This window comes from Streptomyces sp. NPDC030143, assembly GCF_055573695.1.
Genome location: NZ_JBVIAY010000058.1, coordinates 1 through 1,104 on the forward strand (window position 1 = coordinate 1; position 1,104 = coordinate 1,104).

The 1,104-nt window shown below is 69.8% G+C and carries 1 pseudogene; it reads left to right on the forward strand.

The features are described 5' to 3' along the window. Positions 1-1,104, forward strand: a pseudogene (locus ACZ4YY_RS37425) (alpha-1,4-glucan--maltose-1-phosphate maltosyltransferase); the annotation flags it as partial.

A 1,104-nucleotide genomic window follows, 5' to 3' on the forward strand; every position in this document is an offset into this window, starting at 1 on the left:
TGCCCCTGCTGGTGGAGCGGGAACGGGCCCTGTACGGCGCGTGGTACGAGTTCTTCCCGCGTTCGGAGGGCACCGCGGAGCGCCCGCACGGGACGTTCCGCACGGCGGCGCGCCGGCTGCCCGCGATCGCCGCGATGGGCTTCGACGTGGTCTACCTGCCGCCGATCCACCCCATCGGCAGGACCTTCCGCAAGGGCCGCAACAACACCCTCACCCCGGGCCCGGACGACGTCGGCGTGCCCTGGGCGATCGGCTCGCCGGAGGGCGGCCACGACGCCGTCCACCCCGACCTCGGCACCCTGGAGGACTTCGCCTGGTTCGTCGAGCAGGCCGGCGAGCACGGCCTGGAGATCGCCCTCGACTTCGCCCTCCAGTGCTCACCCGACCACCCCTGGGTGCACAAGCACCCCGAGTGGTTCCACCACCGGCCCGACGGCACGATCGCCTACGCCGAGAACCCGCCGAAGAAGTACCAGGACATCTACCCGATCGCCTTCGACGCCGACATGGACGGCCTGGTCGAGGAGAGCGTGCGGATCCTGCGGCACTGGATGGGCCACGGGGTGCGGATCTTCCGGGTGGACAACCCGCACACCAAACCGGTCGTCTTCTGGGAGCGGGTCATCGGGGAGATCAACCGGGCCGACCCGGACGTGATCTTCCTCGCCGAGGCCTTCACCCGCCCCGCGATGATGCGCACGCTGGCCCAGATCGGCTTCCAGCAGTCGTACACCTACTTCACCTGGCGCAACACGAAGCAGGAACTGACGGAGTACCTCACCGAACTCTCGGGGGAGTCCGCCTCCTCCATGCGTCCCAACTTCTTCGCCAACACGCCGGACATCCTGCCGGCCTACCTCCAGCACGGCGGGCCTCCCGCCTTCGAGGTGCGGGCGGTCCTCGCCGCGACGCTCTCGCCCACCTGGGGCATCTACAGCGGCTACGAGCTGTGCGAGAACACCGCCCTGCGGGAGGGTGGCGAGGAGTACCTCGACTCGGAGAAGTACCAGCTCAAACCGCGTGACTGGGAGGCCGCCGAGCGGGAGGGCCGCACCATCGCCCCGCTGATCACCCGGCTCAACGAGATCCGGCGGGCCCATCCGG